Raw genomic sequence first — 17219 nt, forward strand, 5'->3', positions numbered from 1 at the left:
GATGGATCTCGTACGCGCGATCGAGGACAACGCGGCCGAACTGCTGATGGCGATGGGTGAAGCGGGCGGCGGTTCGCAGCGCGTCGACGACCGCGCGGAGTGGACGATCGGTGGGTCGCCGATCGACTACCACAACGCCGTCGTCCGGGCGTCCGACGCCGAGGTGGTCGCGGAATCCCTTGCAGAGTTGAGGAAACACGACGTACCCGGGACGTGGCATGTCGGCCCGTCGATGCGGATCGATCGTACGGCGCTGACGGCGGCCGGTTTCGTGGCCGCCGGCTCGGAGCCCGGCATGGCCGTGCGGATCCCGGAGTTGATCGCGCCGCGTGGCGTACCGGGGTTGACGATCACGCGGGTCGTTGACGACGAGGCGTTGGCGGTGTGGGAGGCGACGCTCGGGCAGGGGTTCGGTGAGGGCGAGTGGGAGGCGCGGTGGGTCGCGTCGACGTACCGCACCCTCGGGTACGGCGAACCGTGGCGGCACTTCATCGGCCGGCTCGACGGTACTCCGGTGGCAACGGCGACCGTCTTCCTCGGCGCGGGCGTCGCAGGGCTGTACTTCGTGATGACCGTCCCGCCGATGCGCCGGCGCGGCATCGGCGCGGCGATCACGTACGGCGTACTCCGCCACGCAGGCCTGGAGTACGCCGTACTCGGATCGTCCGCGGCCGGGCGTCCGGTGTACGAGGCGCTCGGGTTCCGCGAGTACTGCACGATCGACCTCTACGAGTGGACGGGCTCGAGCACCTCGGCCGGCTGACGCTCGCGCAGCAGGAGGAACGCGTCGACCAGCATGACGGCGGCCGTCAGACCGTGTACGCCCAGCGCGGTCGCGGCCGGACCGCCGTGCGAGAAGACGGTGATCATGTCGGTGATCGGTGCGAGCGCGGTGATCGCCATCATCACGCCGGTCGCGCGGCGCTGACGGAGCGCGAGCAGCGCGAGCACGTTCAGCCCGAGGACGATGTCGCGGATCCCCTTCACCGCGAAGTACCCGGCGGCAACGCCGGTCGGCCATTCGGGGATCCCGAAACTCGGGGCGGCGGTGTGCCCCGCGAACAGGAACTGGGAGCCGAAGGTGAGCGGGAAGACGCCCAGCAGGACGGTCAGGACGGTGGTGAAACGACGCATGGGAGGACTCCTCGAACTAGCAGCGCTAACTTTCCTAGCGATGCTAACCCGGTCATCGCTAGATTGTCTAGCGGTGCTAGTCTTTGCTCATGCCGACCCAGTCACGCCGGGAGCGGGCTCGCGAGGAGCGCCGTGACCTGATCCTGCGTACCGCCCGCGAGCTCGCCGAGTCCGACGGCTGGGACGCCGTCACCACCCGCCGCCTGGCCGAGGCCGTCGACTACAGCCAGCCCGTCCTGTACGGCCACTTCAAGAACATGAACGCGATCGCCGACGCGATCGCCCTGCAAGGCGTCGAGGAACTCACCGCGGTACTCCGCGAAGCGCGCGAGACCGGTGGCCTGCACGCGTTGGCGCAGGCGTACCTCGACTACGCCGCCGAACACCCAGCCGCCTACGAGGCGATGTTCGTCCGCCCCACGAACCTCGCCTTCGGCAGTCCGGAAAGCCCCGCCGCCCTGAAAGCCGCCTTCGACGAGTTCGTCGCCGCTGTAGAGCCCTTTGCCGACGACGATCCGGAGACGCTCGCCGAGGTGTTGTGGAGCGCCCTCCACGGCCAGGCCGTCCTGAACCGCACGAACCGCCTCCGCCCCACGCTTCGCCAGGCCCGCGCAGAGCTGCTGGTCGAGCTACTAACCCGCTGACCGCGCCCGGCATTGCTGGTTTGTGGTAGAAAATGCACGCCTGGCGGCTATTTTCTTCCACAAACCGGTTCGTCCTGAGGGTCCGGGCAGTTGTCCACAGGGGGCGGGCCGGGGTCGGGGCGGATGTGCCAGGGTTGGGTGGATGGACTGGTGGTGGCGACGGCAACTCGCCGACGAAGGCATCCACGTGCTGATCCACACCCAGTTCCGGGTTGTGTCCCGCGTGCAGCTGCAGGCCGCCGGCTGGTCCGAGTCCCGGATCCGGCGAGGGCTACGTGGGCGTCGCTGGCAGGTCGTCCACCCGGGCGTCTACACCACGCACACCGGTCCGATCGGGTACGACGAACATCTCGTGGCCGCACTGCTGTATGCGGGTCCTGACGCGGCATGGAGCCACTACACGGCCGCCGAGCAACTAGGCCTGCTGAAACCCGATCACGCACGGCCCGTCCACGTGACGATTCCGAAGCATCGCAAGGTCCAGCCGCGACCGCGGCTGATCATTCATCGCGACGAACACTGGGCCGACCGCCTCGCAGCGGTGGTGCCACCGCGGCGGACGGCCGTGGACGCGGTGCTGGACATCGTCGGCACGGCACCGTCGCTGGACAAAGCGGCCGCCGTCATCGCCGAGGCCTGCCAGAGCGGCCGGATCGCTCCGGCCGACATCCTGCGGTCGCTGGACGCCCGCCCGCGCCTGCGCTATCGCCGGTTGCTGCGGCCGATCCTGTCCGATGTCGCCGCCGGAACTCACTCATTGCTCGAGCTGCGCTATCTGCGCGACGTGGAACGTCGCCACGGGTTGCCGTCCGGCATCCGGCAGCGCGCCGTCGACCGGGAGTTCACCGATGTGTTCTACGCCGGCTTCGCACTGCTGGTCGAGCTCGATGGGCGATTGCACCTGGTCCCACACCAACGTTGGCGTGATCTCGATCGGGACAACCGCGCCACACTGCGCGCCGAATCCACGCTGCGTTACGGCTGGTTCGACGTCACCAGCCGGCCGTGCGAGGCCGCCGTACAGGTGCTCCAGGTACTTCGCCGTACGGAGTCCGGTCTCGTGGCCAAGCCGTGCGGTCCCGGCTGCCCGGTCCGATGATCGGGTCAGCTGTTCCAGTGGAGGATGGCGGGGGAGCCTCGTTCCCAGCCCAGGGTGGAGATGGTGGCGGTGTTGAGGACGAAGTGGCGGCCTTCGGTGACGGCCAGTTCCAGCCAGCGGGCTGTCAGGGCGCGGAGGGCGTGTGAGTGGCCGAAGACCAGTACGTCGCCGGGGACGGCGGCGAGGCGGGCGTTGACGCGGTCGAGGCGGGCCGCGACCTGCGAAGGGGTCTCGCCGTTCGGGACCGGGTTGTCCCAGACAGTCCAGCCGGGGACCGACTTGCGGATCTCGGCGGTGGTGATTCCTTCGTAGTCGCCGTAGTCCCACTCGACCAGGTCGTCGTCGACCTCGGCGTCCGGGAAGCCGGCCAGTTCGGCGGTACGGCGGGCGCGTTGCCGTGGTGAGGTCAGTACCAGGTCGAAGGACTCCCCCGCCAGGCGCTCCTTCAAACCCGCGGCGACGCGTTCACCGTCCGGCGTCAGCGGCAGATCGGTGACGGACGTGTGCCGCCCCGACTTGCTCCACTCGGTCTCCCCGTGCCGGACCAGGAAGACCCGGTCCTCTCGCTCCTCTGTGGTCACGCTTGCATCCTCTCAGACCGGCCGCGAGGTCTTGACCGTTTGAACGATCCAGGGCAGGGTATCGAAACTGTAAGCGCTTCCACTTTCTGCTCAGGAGTGATCCAGTGCCTTCCGGACCCACCGGGCGGCCGGCGACGATCTACGACGTCGCGGCCCGCGCGAAGCTGTCGATCGCGACGGTTTCGCGTGTCCTGCAAGGGACTGGGCCCGTGTCGGCGAAGGCGCGGGCGCGGGTGGACCAAGCGGCGCAGGAGCTGAACTACGTACCGCTGCGGGCCGCCCGGAGTCTCGCCGTACAGCGCCACGAGGCACACGGTCTGGTACTGCCCGATCTCGCGGGTCCGTTCTACGGGGACCTGTTGATGGGATACGAGCGGTGGGCCGGTGAGCACGGGCAGAGCGTCGTGATCACGGTGACGCACGGCAACCCGGATCCACGCCGAACGGTGATGGACCTGGCCGGGCGGGTCGACGGGATCGTTGTCCACGGCAACGCTCTGGAACTGCCGACCGTGCAGGGGTTGCGGAAGGCCGGCGTACCGGTGGTGCTGATCGCGCATCCGCCGGTCACCGGGTGCGACTCGGTCCGGAGCGAGAGTGCGGCCAGTGCCGAGCAGCTCACCACCCGGCTGCTCGACCACGGTCGTCGGAATCTCCTGTTCGTTGGTGACCCCTCCAGTTCGTACGACGTGTCCGAGCGGTACGCGGGATTCGCGAAAGCACACGAACTCCGCGGGCTGCAGGTGCCGAAGCCGATCCGGGTCCCGCTGACGGAGGAGGCCGGCCGGGCCGTTGCCGAGAAGATGCTTCAGGCAACCATCCGCCGGCACGGGGCGGCGGGTGAGGCCGTCCGGCCGGACGGGTTGGTTTGTGCCAACGACGAGTTGGCGTTGGCTGCGTTGGCGACGTTTGTCGCGAACGGGGTCGGGGTGCCGGGCGAGATTGTGGTGACGGGGTGGGACGACGTGATGGCGGCGCGGTACGTGTCGCCGGGGTTGACGACTGTGCGGCAGCCGATGGCCGAGTTGGGGCGGGTGGCCGCGGAGCGGCTGCACGAACGCGTGACCGGGACCCGTACCCGGGCACGGAACGACGTACTGGCAACACAACTGGTGCTGCGGGACAGCTGTGGCACGCACCCGGGGGATGCAAAGAAGCAGTAACCGAGTGAGGAGACAATCAATGTTCACCCACAGCATCCGCCGCCGGCTGGTGATCGGCAGCGCTGCACTGACCGCCACAGCGCTGGCGCTCGCCGGTTGTGGACGGTCGAGCGATACACCGAGCACCGGGTCACAAGCCACGACGACGGTCAGTCAAGGACCCGCGACAGGCAACCTGACCGTCTGGGCGATGGGCACCGAAGGCGAGAACCTGCCCAAGCTGATGGAGCAGTTCAAGCAGGCCAACCCGGGCGTGAACGTGACCGTCACCCCGATCCCGTGGGACGCGGCGCACAACAAGCTCACCACCGCGATCACCGCGAACACACTGCCGGACGCGGCGATGGTCGGTACCACCTGGATGGGCGAGTTCGCCGACCTCGGCGCGCTCGACCCGACACCGCAGGGGTTCGACAACTCCGGGTTCTACCCGGGCGCGCTGGACACCACGAAGGTTGCCGGGACGCAGTACGGCGTTCCTTGGTACGTCGAGACGCGGCTGGTGTTCTACCGCAAGGATCTCGCCGCGAAGGCCGGTTTCAGTACGCCGCCGACCGACTGGGACGGGTTGAAGGCGATGGCCAAGGCGATGAAGGAGAAGGCCGGCGCGAAGTACGGGATCAACCTGCAGCCGGGTGGTGACGGGTCCTGGCAGACGGTGATGCCGTTCGCGTGGTCGGCCGGCGCGAACATCACCGGGGACGACCAGAAGTCGTTCACGTTCGACACGCCGGAGATGCAGGAGGGGCTGAAGTACTACCAGTCGTTCTTCACCGAGAAGCTGGCCGGCACCGACCTGCCGCCGAACCAGACCGAGGCGCAGTTCGTGAACGGGCAGGTGCCCATGTTCATCTCCGGTCCGTGGATGGCGGGCTCGGTGGCGAAGGCCGGCGGTGACGCGATCAAGCCGAACATCGGCGTCTTCCAGCTGCCGAAGAACAAGACGTCGACATCGTTCGTGGGTGGGTCGGACTTCGTGGTGTTCAAGTCGTCGAAGAACAAGGACAGTGCGTGGAAGCTGGTCAAGTGGCTGTCGGACGCGAAGACGCAGGCGTCGTGGTTCAAGATGTCGTCGGACCTGCCGGCGGTAAAGAGCGCGTGGCAGGACCCGAGCATCGCGTCCGACCCGCTGTTGCCGGTGTTCGGTAAGCAGCTCGAGGACGCGAAGGCACCGCCGGCGATCGTGAACTGGGAACAGGTCGCGAAGGCGTTCGACACCGAGATCGAGAAGCTGACGAAGTCCGGCCAGTCCCCCGCCGACACCGCCAAAGCCATCCAGACCAAGGCATCCCAGATCGGCACCGGCGGTAGCTGATGACGGTCGTCACCGAGTCGGAGACCCGGGCGGTACGGCGGTCCGCGCCGCCCGGGCGTCCGCGCCGGAAGATCAGCCGTGAAGCTGTCGCGGCCTGGACCCTCGCACTGCCTTTCGTCGTGTTGTTCCTTGCGTTTACGGCAGGCCCGGTGCTGGGGTCTTTGGGGATGTCGTTCACGGACATCAAGCAGCGGGATTTGCGGACGCCGTTTTCGGTTAACGGGGTTGGGTTCGGCAACTATGTGAAGGCGCTCGGCGACGAGACGTTTCGGAAGGCGGCGTTCAATACGGCGTACTTCGTCGTCGTCGGCGTGCCGTTGACGTTGGTGGTCGCGTTGGCGGCGGCGGTGTTGCTCGACCGGGGCGTGAAGCGGTTCCAGGCGTTGTTCAAGGTCGGGTACTACCTCCCGGTGGTGACCTCGATCGTCGCGATCGCCGTCATCTGGCGGTTCGTACTCTCCCCCGACAACGGCCTGCTGAACACCGTGCTCGGCTGGGTCGGCATCGACGGACCCAACTGGCTCGCGTCCAAGACCTGGGCGATGCCGAGCTTGATCGCGATGGCGGTCTGGCGGAACTTCGGTTCCGCGATGATCATCTTCCTGGCCGGTCTGCAGGGCATCCCGGAGTCGGTCGAGGAGGCCGGCCAGATCGACGGCGCGGGCTCCTGGCAACGGTTCCGGTACCTGATCCTGCCGCTGCTCCGCCCGACCGTCCTGTTCACCAGCGTCACCACGGGCATCGGCTACCTGCAGTTCTTCGAGGAACCGTTCGTGATGACCCAGGGCGGCCCGCTGGACAGCACGGTCTCGGTGTCGATGGCGACGTACGACCAGTTCGGCTTCGGCAACTACGGTCTCGCGACGTCGATGGCGTACATCCTGTTCGTCGTCATCGCGGTGATCACGTTCATCCAGTTCCGGCTCCTGAGGGAGAAGTGATGCGCCGTACCTGGTGGATCTACCTGATCGGGGTGCTCGGTCTGGTCGCGGTCGCGGCGCCGTTCCTGTGGATGGTGCTCGGCAGCTTCAAGACCCAGGGCGAACTGCTCCGGGTCCCGCCGACGTGGTGGCCGCAGGACGCGACCACGCAGAACTACGGCGACCTGTTCAGCAAGGCGAACTTCCCGCGGTACTTCGTCAACTCGACCGGCGTCGCGCTGGCGGTAACGGCCGGCAACCTGGTGTTCTGCTCGATGATCGGCTACGCGCTGGCCAAGCTCCGCTTCAAGGGCCGCAACGCGCTGTTCGTCGTGGTGATGGCGACGCTGATGATCCCGGGCATGGTCACGTTCGTCCCGCTGTTCGTGCTCGTCACCAACGCCGGCCTCGCGAACTCGTACCCAGGCCTGATCCTGCCGTTCCTGGTCTCGCCGTTCGGCGTGTTCCTGATGCGGCAGTTCTTCCTCGGCCTGCCGGACGACCTGATCGACGCGGGCCGGGTCGACGGCACCAGCGAGCTCGGGATCTTCGCGCGGATCATGCTGCCGCTCACCCGGCCGGCGCTGGCCACGCTCGGCATCCTCACGTTCCTCGGATCGTGGAACAACTTCCTCTGGCCGCTGGTGATCGCCCAGACCGAGGACAAGTACACCCTGCCCGTCGCCCTCGCCCTGTACTCGACCGGCCAGAACGCGCAGAACTACGGCCTGCTGATGGCCGGCGCGGTCGTGGTCGTCGTACCGGTGCTGGTCATGTTCCTGGCGTTCCAGCGGCATGTGACCAAGGGCATCGCCATTACCGGACTCAAGTAGGAGACCTCAGATGACCGCCTTCATCAGTCGCCGTACTTTGCTCGCCTCCACCGGAGCGATTGGACTTGCGGGGGTCGCATCACCCGCATTCGGAGGAACAACCAACAGCCCTTGGGTTCCCAGCCCTGCCGATCGGGCTCTTGTCGGACGGTGGGCCCGGGACACCTGGCGCAGCATCGTCGCGATGACGGACGAGCACACCGGACTGCCGGCCGACAACATCGGAGAGTCGGTCAGCAGCCCGGTCCGAAGCAACTACACCTCCCCCACCAACATCGGCGGCTACCTGTGGAGCACGGTGGTTGCGAAGCACCTCGGGATCATCTCGCCGCAGGAGTCGTTGCGGCGGATCACGCAGACGCTGACGACAATGAAGAACGCCGTACACCACGTGCCAAGTGGGATGTACTTCAACTGGTACGACGAAGCGACCGGCGAGGTGCGGTACGTCGATCCGGACGGGACCCGCGCGATCACGCCGTTCGTGTCCAGCGTCGACAACGCATGGTTCGCCTGCGCGCTGATGGTGGTACGCAACGCCGAGCCGCGCGCCCGCGCCCTCGCGGACCTGCTGCTGGACCGGATGAACTTCAAGTACTACTACAACCCCGCGGCCCGCCCGGGCGGCCTGATGCGCGGCGGCTTCTTCGAGACGCCGCCGCCGGACGAGGAGACCGACAAAGGCAACCACGCCGGCGTCGGCCCGGACGTGTACTACCGCAAGTTCCACTACGACACCTGCAACACCGAGGCCCGGATCGCCGGGTACGTCGGGTTCGCGCTCAACCAGGTCCCGCACACCCAGTACTTCGCGACCTACCGCACCTTCCCCGACACGTGCGACTGGTCGTGGGTGGAGCAGAGGCCGAAGGGCGTACACCGGACGTACCTCGGCCTCGACATCTTCGAGGGTACGTACGAGTACCGCGGGATGCGGCTGGTGCCGTCCTGGGGCGGCGACATGTTCGAGTCGCTGATGCCGGACCTGTTCGTACCGGAGGCGACCTGGGCGCCACGGAGCTGGGGCATCAACCACCCGCTGACGGTGCGCGCCCAGATCGAGCACGGCCTGGACGACGCGAAGTACGGCTACTGGGGCTTCTCCCCCGCCTCGAACCCCAAGGGCGGGTACTCCGTCTACGGCGTCGAGCCGATCGGGATGGACCCGGGCGGCTACCCGTCCGACCTCGAGGGCACCAACTACGACGCGGGCTTCGAGGGCTGCCGCGAAGGCACCAACCCGAACCCGACGTACGGCGACGGCGTGGTCACCCCGCACGCGGCCTTCCTCGGGATGGCGTACGCACCGGCGCAGGCGATCGAGAACCTGAGCAAGATCGAGAACACACTGCACGCGTACGGCGCCGGCGGGTTCTACGACTCGGTGGCGACGAAGTCCGGGCTGATCGCGAAGCGGTACCTGTCGCTCGACCAGGCGATGGTGATGGGTGCCATCGGCAACGTGTTCGGCAACGACCTGATCCGGCGGAACTTCGCGAGCCGGACGGTCGAGGAACGGATCCGGCCGTTGATCGCGATGGAACAGTTCGGATCGGGAGTCGCATAGATGCCGGAGGACGCCAAGACCGACTGGGACGAACGGATCGCTCTTCGCAGCGACGAGGAGCGCGAGTTCGCCTTCCCGGAGCTCGATCCGCCGAAGGAGGTCAGGGCGGTCGGCGGCGTCGGCCAGGTGACGATCGACTGGTCGCCGGTGGACGGCGCGGCCGGCTACCTGATCTTCCGGGGAGCCGGCGAGCACGGTCCGCTGGAACCGGTCGACCACCACAGCGGCGACGTACTCTTGGTGCCGTCGCCGCCGTACGTCGACACCACGTGCACCCCGGGTACGCCGTACCGTTACGCGGTCGCGAGCGTGCCCGAGGTGACCGCGCACGGGCGGCCGAGCCACACCGTCGGCGCCGTACCGTTGGTTGCCGGCAGCATCGCTCCGACCGTCACGGTGACCGTCGACCTGGTTGCCGCGGGCACCGAGCTGTCGCGGCCGTGGGAGCCGATGATCGGCAGCGAGCGACTCAGTCAGCTGCTCTGCAAGGACCTCACCGGCGGTCACGAGATCGGCGTCGAGCTCGAGGCCGCGCTGCGCCGGATGCACGACGAGATCGGGGTCCGGACCGTGCGTGCGCACGCGATCTTCCACGATGACACGCACGTGATCGATGGCGACACCTACGATTTCTCGACGGTCGACCAGATCTACGACAAGCTGCTCGGGATCGGGCTGCGGCCGGTGGTCGAGCTCGGGTTCATGCCGCGCGAGCTGGCGAGCGACCCGGCGAAGACGGTGTTCGCGTACGGCGCGATCATCTCGCCGCCGGCGTCCTACGACCGCTGGTACGACCTGGTGCGGGCGCTCGTCCTGCACCTGGTCGACCGGTACGGGCTGGACGAGGTGCTGACCTGGGACTTCGAGGCCTGGAACGAGGCGAATCTCGAGGTGTTCTGGTCCGGTACGAAGGCCGAGTACCTGCACCTGTACGACGTGTCCGCCGCCGCCGTGAAGTCCGTCGATCCCCGCCTGCAGGTCGGCGGCCCGTCGTCGGCCGCGGCCGGCTGGGTCGACGACCTGCTGGCACATGCGGCCGAGCACCACACACCGGTCGATTTCGTGTCAACGCATACGTATGGGAGCCCGCCCCTCGACCTGCGGGCGTCCTTGGAGCGGCACGGGTTCGGCGACGCGCGGATCCTCTGGACCGAGTGGGGCGTCACGCCGACGCACTTCAACCCGATCAACGACTCGGTCTTCTCCGGCGTCTTCCTGCTCCGCGGGATGCGGTCCGCGGCCGGCCGGATCGATGCGCTGTCGTACTGGGTCGCGTCCGACCACTTCGAGGAGCTCGGCCGCCCGCCGCGCTTCCTGCACGGCGGCTTCGGCCTGCAAACCGTTGGTGGGCTGGCGAAACCGCGCTACCACGCGATGACGCTGCTCAGCCGTCTCGGCCCGGTCGAGTTGCCGGTGGCGTACGAGGGCGACGGCGCTGGGAGCCTTGTCGAAGCGTGGGCGTCCCGCGATCGCGACCGGATCGCCGTACTGCTGTGGAACCTGACCCTCGATCAGACCAAGGCAGACGGCGCCCCCGAACTGTCCAGGACGGTCCACGTGCAGCTGCCCGGCGTGGATCCGTCCTGGCAGGCCACTGCCACCACACTGGCCATCGGGGTCGGCGACCTGGCGACGGCCGCCTCCGGCCTCGGTGAGTGGCCGACCGACGAACAGCTCGCAGATCTCGCCGGGCAGACGAAGCTGGTCAGTACTCCACTGGAGTTATCCGGCGGAGCGGTCGAACTGTCCCTCCCGATGCCGTCCGCAATCTTGGTCGAACTTCGTCCTCGTCGAGATTGACCGCCTCCTGGATCCAGCGCTCCACCCCGGCAATGTGCACGGTCGCCCATGCCCTCGCAACCTCGGGTTCCCGGCCCTCGATCGCGGCCAGGATCGCCCGATGTTCGGAGAGGGTACGGGCGACCGCGTCGTCCTGGGTCAGCCCGCGCCAGATCCGGGCTCGGTACGTCGGCTGGCGCAGGCTGTCGATGATCGACGCCAGCGCCCGGTTGCCACTGCCGAGCGCGACCACCTTGTGAAACTCCACGTCGCTGGCCAGCAGGTCCTCGACCGACGGCTGCGGGCCGAGGTCGTCGAGGAGCTTGCGCAGCCCGGCGATGTCGGCCTCCGGCATCCGTAACGCCGCCCGCGCCGCCGCGGCCGGCTCGAGAATCCGTCGTACCTCGAAGAACTCCAGTACCGAGGCGTCCTGGTGCAGGTCCAGGACGAACCCCATCGTCTCCATCAGCAGCGACGGGTCGAGGCTGGTCACGTAGGTCCCGTCGCCCTGCCGGACCTCCAGGACCCGGATCAGCGCGAGTGCCTTCACCGCCTCGCGCAGTGAGCTCCGGGACAGCCCGAGGCGCGCCGCGAGGTCGGCCTCGCGCGGCAACCGGTCACCCGGCCGCAGCTCGCCGGCCACGATCATCTGCTTGATCCGGTCGATCGCTTCGTCGGTAACCCGCACGCACCCCTCCTCCTTCGGCTCGAAACATCGGATGTCCCTCGACAATACATCGGATGTCTAGGGGTCAATTCAGACTGAATGATGACTTTCGACCCTGAATTAAGGACACGAGCTGTTGACGCATGTCAAGGCTTCGGCATATAGATCGGATGACTAGTACATCCCCTGGAGGTCAGCGATGAAAGCAACACCAGCGCGGGTACGCCGCTGGGCCATCACCGCAACGTCGGTACTGGCCCTGACTGCTGTGGCCGCCTGTGGGGGCAACAACGGCAGCAGCGGCAGCTCCGGCTCGGCCGACAAGGCAGATCTGACCTGGTCGTTCTGGGTCGCCGGCGCCGAGGACCAGGCCGCCTGGCAGAAGGTCGCCGACCAGGCGCATACCGACCACTCCGGTATCACGGTGAAGCTCCAGGGCGCCCCCTGGGACAACTACTGGTCCAAGATCGGCACCCTGCTGGCCAGTGGGAAAGCGCCGTGCATCATCGGCATGCAGAGCCTGCGGCTGGCCTCGTACGCGAACGCCATGCTCCCGCTCGACGACCTGATGAAGAAGTACGGGCTGAAGGCCGAGGACTTCGACAAGCCGATCATGGACGGCCTGAAGGCCGACGGAAAGCAGATCGCGATCCCGTACGACTCCGGCCCGATGGTGATCTTCTACAACAAGGACGCGTTCAAGGCCGCCGGCCTCGCCGACCCGAAGCCGGGCTGGACGATGGACGAGTTCAAGGCCGACGCGAAGAAGCTGACGGCCGCCGGCAAGTACGGCCTGGTGACGTCCCCCGGCGACCTCGGCGTGACTTCTTGGGTGCGCACCATGACCGGCGCGGAGCCGACCGCCGACGGGAGGCTCAACTTCACCGACTCCAAGTTCGCGGACGGTTTCAAGGGCTACACCGACTTCGTCCGCACCGACAAGATCGCCCCGCAGGTGCCGTCCGGCAACAGCGACTTCGAGACGACCACGTTCGTCTCCGGCAAGGCCGCGATGCAACTGAACGGCCCCTGGTCGCTGATCGACACCATGGGCAAGGTCAAGTTCAACCTCGGCATCGCGACCATCCCGGCCGGCCCGGACGGTTCGAAGACGTACACCGCCGGCTCGGGCTTCGGTATCTCCCGGTCCTGCAAGACGCCGGACGCGGCCTTCCAGGCGATCATGTCGATGACGAGCGAGAAGCCGCTGACCGTACTGGCCCAGGCCGGCCGGGCGTACCCGGCGCGGACCGTCGCGCACCCGGCGTGGTTCACCGCCGCGAAGATCCCGGAGGCCAAGGAGGTCATCGACTACGCCTCCGAGCACTCGATCGCCCTCGTCACCACGAAGAACTGGGTCCAGGTCGCCGACCTGCTCACCCGGTTCGGCACCCAGGCCCTGAACGGTGAGGTCCCGCCCGACCAGGCGCTCAAGACCATCCAGGACCAGGCAGGCGCAGGTTCCTGATGGCCACTGAAACCACCACCGTCGCCCCGTCCGGCTCGCCGCCTGCAGGCGCGCGCCGGGCGGGGCGCCGGCCCGCGCTGCGGCGGGACGGCCGGTACGCCTCGGTCTTCCTCGCTCCGAGTCTCGGCGGCCTGGCGTTGTTCACGCTGTTCCCCACCGCGATGGCACTGGGGATCAGCCTGTTCGACTGGCCGGTGTTCGGCGACCGCAAGTTCCTTGGCTTCGGCAACTACTCGCACCTGCTGGGCGATCCGGTGTTCCGCCGCGTGGTCCTGAACACCGCGCTGTTCGTGGTGCTGTACGTACCGCTGAACGTGGTCGTATCGCTCGGGCTGGCGACCTGGCTGGGGCCCAAGATCAAGGGCAGGCAGGCGTTCCGGGTGCTGTTCTTCATCCCGGTGATGACGCCGATGGTCGCGAACGTGATGGTCTGGCGGCTGCTGTTCCAGCCCGGCGGCTTGCTGGACAGCGGGCTGCAGACCTGGTTCGGCATCAACGCACCGAACTTCCTCGGCTCGTCGAACTGGGCGATGCCCGCGATCGTCGCGATGTCGATCTGGCAGGGCTTCGGGTACAACTTCCTGGTCTTCTCGGCGGCCCTCGACCAGGTGCCGCAGTCGCAGCTGGAGTCGGCCGAGATCGACGGTGCCAGTCCGCTGCAACGATTCCGGCACATCACCTGGCCGATGATCACGCCGTCGATCTTCTTCGCCACCACGATGACGCTGATCACGTCGTTCCAGGTGTTCGCGCAGCCGTTCATCCTGACCCAGGGCGGTCCGGGCGTGTCCACCCAGACGATCGTGATGTACGTCTACAACCAGGGCTGGCAGTTCCTCAGCATGGGGCTGGCGTCGGCGGCCGGGTGGGTGCTGTTCGTGATCATCATGGGCATCACCGCGATCCAGTTCGTCGGCCAGCGGAAGTGGGTGAACTACGATGTCTGAAGCCTCGGTTGCCGTACGCCGTGTCCGCAACGGCGCCTCGCACATCCTGCTGATCATTGTCGCGATCCTGTTCCTCGGGCCGCTGGTGTACGCCGCCTCGACGTCGCTGAAGCCCGCGGACGAGGTGTTCACCGCGACGCCGCACCTGTTCGGTTCGCACATCCGCTGGCAGAACTACGCCGACGCGTTCTCGTTCGCGCCGTTCGGGCGGTACTTCCTGAACAGCCTGTTCGTCGCGATCGCCGGCACGCTGATCGTGGTGATCGCCTCGAGCATGTCGGCGTACGCCTTCGCCCGCTTGCAGTTCAGGGGCCGGGAGCAACTGTTCGTCCTGTTCCTGGGCACGTTGATGGTGCCGCAGGAAGTGCTGATCGTGCCGATGTACTGGCTGATGCAGTCGCTCGGCTGGGTGGACAGCTACTGGGCGCTGATCCTGCCGTGGGCGTTCACCGCGTTCGGCACGTTCCTGCTCCGGCAGTTCTTCCTGACCGTACCGGCCGAGCTCGAAGAAGCGGCCCGAGTGGACGGGTGCGGGCCGTTCGGCTCGTTCTTCCGGATCATGCTGCCGCTCGCGCGGCCGGCCATCGCCGTACTGACCGTCTTCACGTTCATCAGCTTCTGGGGCAGTTTCCTGTGGCCGCTGGTCATCATCAACAGCGTCGAGGACAAGGGCACGGTGCCGTTGGGTCTGGCGCAGTTCGTCGGCCAGCAGGGAACGCAGTGGAACCTGATGATGGCGGCGTCGGTGATGGCGATGGTCCCGACCATCCTGCTCGTCGTACTCCTCCAGAAGCATCTCGTCCGCGGCCTGCTCGTCACCGGCCTGGGCGGCCGCTAAAACCTTTAAGGAGTGTTGAAAGATGACCGACGCGCCTCCCGCGCATTCCGTCGAGAAGTTCCGCGACTGGCGGTTCGGCCTGTTCGTCCACTGGGGGCTGTACTCGCTGCCCGCCCGCCACGAGTGGGTGAAGAACTACGAACGGCTGACCGACGAGGACTACCAGCCGTACTTCGACCACTTCGAGCCGGACCTGTACGACCCGAGCAAGTGGGCCCGCGCGGCGCGTGAGGCCGGGATGAAGTACGCCGTACTCACAACCAAGCATCACGAAGGCTTCTGCCTGTGGGACTCCGAGGTGTCCGACTACACGGTCGCGCACACCGCCTGGGGTGCGGGCAAGGACCTGGTCAAGCAGTTCGTCGAGGCGTGCCGGGCCGAGGGCCTCGGGGTCGGGTTCTACCACTCACTGATCGACTGGCACCACCCCGAGTTCCCGATCGACCTGGTGCACCCGCAGCGCGACGACGAGGAGGCGATCGCGAAGGCGGCCGGGCGGGACGTCCAGGTGTACGCCGACTACCTGCACGCCCAGACCCGCGAGCTGCTCACGAACTACGGGCCGATCGACATCATGTGGTTCGACTTCTCCTACCCCGGCCGGAAGTACCCCGACGGGCGGGACGGCCACGGCAAGGGACGCGACGACTGGCGGTCCGTCGAGCTGATGGCGATGGTACGGGAGCTGCAGCCGGACATCCTGATCAACGACCGGCTGGACATCCCGGGCGACTTCGTGACGCCGGAGCAGTACCAGCCGGACGCCCCGATGCAGCGCGACGGCGTACCGGTGCTGTGGGAGGCGTGCCAGACGCTGAACGGCAGCTGGGGGTACGACCGGGACAACCTGGACTGGAAGTCACCCGAGACGCTGGTGAAGATGCTCGTCGACTCGGTCTCCAAGGACGGCAACCTGCTGCTGAACGTCGGCCCGACCGGCCGCGGCGAGTTCGACCCGCGGGCACTGGCGACGCTGGCGTCCATCGGCGAGTGGATGCGGCTGCACGAACGCTCGATCCGCGGGGCGCGGCCTTCGGAGTACACCGCGCCGGCCGACTGCCGGTTCACGCAGAAGGGCAACCGGCTCTACCTGCACCTGTTCTCCTGGCCGATGGGCCACATCCACCTGCCGGGCCTGGCCGGCAAGGTCAAGTACGCCCAGCTCCTGAACGACGCCTCAGAGATCAAGCGCATCGTCAACGACCCACACCAGCAGGCCCAGAACACCACGATGGGCGGAGTCGGCGCCGACACGCTGACCCTGAAGCTCCCCATCCAGAAGCCGAACGTACTCGTCCCGGTGATCGAGCTGTTCCTCTAGACCATCGGTCCGCGGTAAGCGAGCGGTCCGCCCGGGTTCCCCTCCCCGGACGGGCCGCTCGTCCGCTGACAAGTCGGTGACCGTACGGCGCTCCAACCCGCAAACGGTGCCATTCTGAAGGCACGGCTCCTGAGGGGGAATCATGATCTTGACCGAGGTACGCGCGACAGTTCCGGTCGTTGGGGAACAGGAAGTGCTGGACGGTTACCGGAAGCTGGCCGAAGCGCCGGTGCCGGACGGGCTCGTGCGGTCGTGGCTGCTGCGGGAGGACGACGAGCACTGGCGGATCCAGACCCTCTGGCGCGACCAGGCTGCGCTCGACGCGATGCGCAGCGCGCCCGAACCGCCCGCCGCACCGGCGTTGTTCAGGTCGGTCGGCGCGGAGCCTGTGCTCACCGTCCTCCCGGTCGCCGCCGAGATCGGCGGTTGATCAGTCGCCCGCGGGGATCGGACGGCCAGGCTGTTCCCCGCCCCGGGCTTCCAGGTAGTTGTTCTTCGGGACCATGACCTTGCGGCGGAACAGGCAGACGACGGTGCCGTCCTGCTTGTAGCCCTTGGTCTCGACGTACACCACGCCACGGTCGTCCTTGGACTTGGACTCCCACTTGTCCAGGACGACCGTCTCGCCGTAGATCGTGTCGCCGTGGAAGGTCGGCGCGACGTGCCGCAGGGACTCGATCTCCAGGTTCGCGATCGCCTTGCCGCTCACGTCCGGTACCGACATCCCGAGCAGGATCGAGTAGATGTAGTTGCCCACCACAACGTTCTTGCCGAACTGGGTGGTCTGCTCCGCGTAGTTCGTGTCCAGGTGCAGCGGATGGTGGTTCATCGTGAGCAGGCAGAACAGGTGGTCGTCGTACTCCGTCACCGTCTTGCCCGGCCAGTGCTTGTAGACCGCCCCGACCTCGAACTCTTCGTAACTGCGCCCGAACTGCATCCCGGC

Annotated in this window: 18 protein-coding genes; 14 read left to right on the forward strand and 4 right to left on the reverse strand. The window is 67.4% G+C overall.

The window, feature by feature from the left end:
* Position 1 precedes the first annotated feature (1 nt).
* Positions 2 to 763, forward strand: a complete 762-nt coding sequence (locus ACZ5BU_RS01885; RefSeq protein WP_465694773.1) for a GNAT family N-acetyltransferase — start codon at positions 2 to 4, stop codon at positions 761 to 763.
* Here the strand turns inward: ACZ5BU_RS01885 and ACZ5BU_RS01890 are convergent.
* Complete coding sequence (locus ACZ5BU_RS01890; protein ID WP_465694774.1) at positions 727 to 1134, reverse strand: DUF4267 domain-containing protein; 408 nt, start codon at positions 1132 to 1134, stop codon at positions 727 to 729. The two genes, ACZ5BU_RS01885 and ACZ5BU_RS01890, sit on opposite strands and share 37 nt — an antisense overlap.
* Before the next feature lie 89 nt (positions 1135 to 1223).
* Between ACZ5BU_RS01890 and ACZ5BU_RS01895 the strand changes: the two genes are divergently transcribed.
* A complete protein-coding gene (locus tag ACZ5BU_RS01895) occupies positions 1224 to 1778 on the forward strand; it encodes a TetR/AcrR family transcriptional regulator (RefSeq protein ID WP_465694775.1) in 555 nt (184 codons plus the stop codon).
* A 142-nt stretch (positions 1779 to 1920) separates the two neighbouring features.
* Positions 1921 to 2877 carry a hypothetical protein gene (locus ACZ5BU_RS01900; RefSeq protein ID WP_465694777.1) on the forward strand — a complete coding sequence of 319 codons (957 nt, stop codon included), beginning with the start codon at positions 1921 to 1923 and terminating at the stop codon, positions 2875 to 2877.
* A gap of 5 nt (positions 2878 to 2882) precedes the next feature.
* On the opposite strand, the gene ACZ5BU_RS01905 is transcribed toward ACZ5BU_RS01900, so the two are convergent.
* On the reverse strand, positions 2883 to 3458 hold the full coding sequence (locus ACZ5BU_RS01905) for a histidine phosphatase family protein (RefSeq protein WP_465694778.1): 576 nt from the start codon (positions 3456 to 3458) through the stop codon (positions 2883 to 2885).
* 104 nt (positions 3459 to 3562) lie between these two features.
* Here ACZ5BU_RS01905 and ACZ5BU_RS01910 point away from each other — a divergent pair, with 104 nt between their 5' ends.
* Genes ACZ5BU_RS01910 through ACZ5BU_RS01935 form a run of 6 tightly spaced genes read left to right on the forward strand, consistent with a single transcriptional unit; the run spans position 3563 to position 11056 of the window.
* Positions 3563 to 4621, forward strand: coding sequence for a LacI family DNA-binding transcriptional regulator (locus ACZ5BU_RS01910; RefSeq protein WP_465694780.1), 1059 nt, complete (start codon positions 3563 to 3565; stop codon positions 4619 to 4621).
* A gap of 19 nt (positions 4622 to 4640) precedes the next feature.
* Positions 4641 to 5936, forward strand: a complete 1296-nt coding sequence (locus ACZ5BU_RS01915) for a sugar ABC transporter substrate-binding protein (RefSeq protein ID WP_465694781.1) — start codon at positions 4641 to 4643, stop codon at positions 5934 to 5936.
* Positions 5936 to 6877, forward strand: a complete 942-nt coding sequence (locus ACZ5BU_RS01920; protein ID WP_465694783.1) for a carbohydrate ABC transporter permease — start codon at positions 5936 to 5938, stop codon at positions 6875 to 6877. The genes ACZ5BU_RS01915 and ACZ5BU_RS01920 overlap by 1 nt, the downstream gene beginning before the upstream one ends.
* Complete coding sequence (locus ACZ5BU_RS01925; RefSeq protein ID WP_465694784.1) at positions 6877 to 7689, forward strand: carbohydrate ABC transporter permease; 813 nt, start codon at positions 6877 to 6879, stop codon at positions 7687 to 7689. The genes ACZ5BU_RS01920 and ACZ5BU_RS01925 overlap by 1 nt, the downstream gene beginning before the upstream one ends.
* A gap of 10 nt (positions 7690 to 7699) precedes the next feature.
* Positions 7700 to 9256, forward strand: coding sequence for a glucoamylase family protein (locus ACZ5BU_RS01930; RefSeq protein WP_465694785.1), 1557 nt, complete (start codon positions 7700 to 7702; stop codon positions 9254 to 9256).
* On the forward strand, positions 9257 to 11056 hold the full coding sequence (locus ACZ5BU_RS01935; protein ID WP_465694787.1) for a GH39 family glycosyl hydrolase: 1800 nt from the start codon (positions 9257 to 9259) through the stop codon (positions 11054 to 11056).
* On the opposite strand, the gene ACZ5BU_RS01940 is transcribed toward ACZ5BU_RS01935, so the two are convergent.
* On the reverse strand, positions 10962 to 11723 hold the full coding sequence (locus tag ACZ5BU_RS01940; RefSeq protein WP_465694788.1) for a FadR/GntR family transcriptional regulator: 762 nt from the start codon (positions 11721 to 11723) through the stop codon (positions 10962 to 10964). The genes ACZ5BU_RS01935 and ACZ5BU_RS01940 overlap by 95 nt on opposite strands.
* A gap of 178 nt (positions 11724 to 11901) precedes the next feature.
* On the opposite strand from ACZ5BU_RS01940, the gene ACZ5BU_RS01945 reads away from it, so the two are divergent.
* The 5 genes from ACZ5BU_RS01945 to ACZ5BU_RS01965 all read left to right on the forward strand — a co-directional run bounded on the left by ACZ5BU_RS01945 (position 11902) and on the right by ACZ5BU_RS01965 (position 16706).
* Positions 11902 to 13170, forward strand: coding sequence for an ABC transporter substrate-binding protein (locus tag ACZ5BU_RS01945; RefSeq protein WP_465694789.1), 1269 nt, complete (start codon positions 11902 to 11904; stop codon positions 13168 to 13170).
* On the forward strand, positions 13170 to 14117 hold the full coding sequence (locus tag ACZ5BU_RS01950) for a carbohydrate ABC transporter permease (RefSeq protein WP_465694790.1): 948 nt from the start codon (positions 13170 to 13172) through the stop codon (positions 14115 to 14117). Before ACZ5BU_RS01945 ends, ACZ5BU_RS01950 begins: the two co-directional genes overlap by 1 nt.
* The gene (locus tag ACZ5BU_RS01955; protein WP_465694792.1) at positions 14110 to 14955 is read left to right on the forward strand and encodes a carbohydrate ABC transporter permease; all 846 of its coding nucleotides are present in this window, start codon (positions 14110 to 14112) and stop codon (positions 14953 to 14955) included. The genes ACZ5BU_RS01950 and ACZ5BU_RS01955 overlap by 8 nt, the downstream gene beginning before the upstream one ends.
* A 22-nt stretch (positions 14956 to 14977) precedes the next feature.
* On the forward strand, positions 14978 to 16276 hold the full coding sequence (locus ACZ5BU_RS01960; RefSeq protein ID WP_465694793.1) for an alpha-L-fucosidase: 1299 nt from the start codon (positions 14978 to 14980) through the stop codon (positions 16274 to 16276).
* A gap of 142 nt (positions 16277 to 16418) precedes the next feature.
* The gene (locus ACZ5BU_RS01965) at positions 16419 to 16706 is read left to right on the forward strand and encodes a hypothetical protein (protein WP_465694794.1); all 288 of its coding nucleotides are present in this window, start codon (positions 16419 to 16421) and stop codon (positions 16704 to 16706) included.
* On the opposite strand, the gene ACZ5BU_RS01970 is transcribed toward ACZ5BU_RS01965, so the two are convergent.
* On the reverse strand, positions 16707 to 17213 hold the full coding sequence (locus ACZ5BU_RS01970; RefSeq protein ID WP_465694796.1) for a MaoC family dehydratase: 507 nt from the start codon (positions 17211 to 17213) through the stop codon (positions 16707 to 16709).
* Positions 17214 to 17219: the final 6 nt, after the last annotated feature.

This window comes from Kribbella sp. NPDC031520 (assembly GCF_055580825.1).

Bases quoted from the DNA above. Each gene is read 5' to 3' on its own strand.
- ACZ5BU_RS01920 (WP_465694783.1), top strand. From the start codon at position 5,936: ATGACGGTCGTCACCGAGTCGGAGACCCGGGCGGTACGGCGGTCCGCG.
- ACZ5BU_RS01960 (WP_465694793.1), top strand. From the start codon at position 14,978: ATGACCGACGCGCCTCCCGCGCATTCCGTCGAGAAGTTCCGCGACTGG.
- ACZ5BU_RS01955 (WP_465694792.1), top strand. From the start codon at position 14,110: ATGTCTGAAGCCTCGGTTGCCGTACGCCGTGTCCGCAACGGCGCCTCG.
- ACZ5BU_RS01965 (WP_465694794.1), top strand. From the start codon at position 16,419: ATGATCTTGACCGAGGTACGCGCGACAGTTCCGGTCGTTGGGGAACAG.
- ACZ5BU_RS01950 (WP_465694790.1), top strand. From the start codon at position 13,170: ATGGCCACTGAAACCACCACCGTCGCCCCGTCCGGCTCGCCGCCTGCA.
- ACZ5BU_RS01925 (WP_465694784.1), top strand. From the start codon at position 6,877: ATGCGCCGTACCTGGTGGATCTACCTGATCGGGGTGCTCGGTCTGGTC.
- ACZ5BU_RS01890 (WP_465694774.1), bottom strand. From the start codon at position 1,134: ATGCGTCGTTTCACCACCGTCCTGACCGTCCTGCTGGGCGTCTTCCCG.
- ACZ5BU_RS01945 (WP_465694789.1), top strand. From the start codon at position 11,902: ATGAAAGCAACACCAGCGCGGGTACGCCGCTGGGCCATCACCGCAACG.
- ACZ5BU_RS01885 (WP_465694773.1), top strand. From the start codon at position 2: ATGGATCTCGTACGCGCGATCGAGGACAACGCGGCCGAACTGCTGATG.
- ACZ5BU_RS01900 (WP_465694777.1), top strand. From the start codon at position 1,921: ATGGACTGGTGGTGGCGACGGCAACTCGCCGACGAAGGCATCCACGTG.
- ACZ5BU_RS01915 (WP_465694781.1), top strand. From the start codon at position 4,641: ATGTTCACCCACAGCATCCGCCGCCGGCTGGTGATCGGCAGCGCTGCA.
- ACZ5BU_RS01970 (WP_465694796.1), bottom strand. From the start codon at position 17,213: ATGCAGTTCGGGCGCAGTTACGAAGAGTTCGAGGTCGGGGCGGTCTAC.
- ACZ5BU_RS01895 (WP_465694775.1), top strand. From the start codon at position 1,224: ATGCCGACCCAGTCACGCCGGGAGCGGGCTCGCGAGGAGCGCCGTGAC.
- ACZ5BU_RS01930 (WP_465694785.1), top strand. From the start codon at position 7,700: ATGACCGCCTTCATCAGTCGCCGTACTTTGCTCGCCTCCACCGGAGCG.
- ACZ5BU_RS01935 (WP_465694787.1), top strand. From the start codon at position 9,257: ATGCCGGAGGACGCCAAGACCGACTGGGACGAACGGATCGCTCTTCGC.